The organism is Flavobacterium maritimum (assembly GCF_040049085.1).
GTDB lineage: Bacteria > Bacteroidota > Bacteroidia > Flavobacteriales > Flavobacteriaceae > Flavobacterium > Flavobacterium maritimum.
Genome location: NZ_JBDLZY010000040.1, coordinates 1 through 553, shown reverse-complemented (window position 1 = coordinate 553; position 553 = coordinate 1). Strand labels below are relative to the sequence as shown.

Sequence of the window (553 nt, the reverse complement as noted above, 5' to 3'; positions counted from 1 at the left end):
CTTCCGCCCGGCGGAGGGGCCACCGCCCAGAACGCTGGGACGTTTCCTTCTGTGGTGCCTTTCGGGTGCCTGGGGGCCGCTCATTCTGGCCGCTGCCATCTCCGCCGTTGCGGGAACGATGGAGGTTGTGACCGCTTGGTATCTTGGCGCAGTAGTGGACCTTGCCACCTCCGCCGATGCCATGACGGTCTTTGCCGACCATTGGCAGTTGCTGGTCGGTTTCGTGGTGTTCCTCGTAGTCGCGCGGCCGATCGCATTTGGGCTATCGGCGGCATCCAACTCCATCGTGGTGCAGCCGAACGTATTGCCGTTGGTGCTGTCACGGCTGCATCGCTGGACGATGGGCCAGGCGGTAACTTTCTTTGACAACGACTTTGCCGGGCGGATCGCGCAAAAGCAGATGCAGGCGGCGCGCGCGGTTACCGATGTGGCCAGTGAAACCATCAACACGATAGCCTTCGCGCTCGCTTCACTTGTCGGTTCGGTCCTGTTTCTTCTGACGATCAACTCATGGATGGCGCTGGTACTCGGGGTATGGATTGTGCTTTATCTA

Annotated in this window: 1 protein-coding gene; it reads left to right on the top strand. The window is 60.6% G+C overall.

The window, feature by feature from the left end:
• A partial coding sequence (locus ABEB23_RS18190; protein WP_348814135.1) for an ABC transporter ATP-binding protein occupies positions 1-553 on the top strand: 553 nt, incomplete at both ends.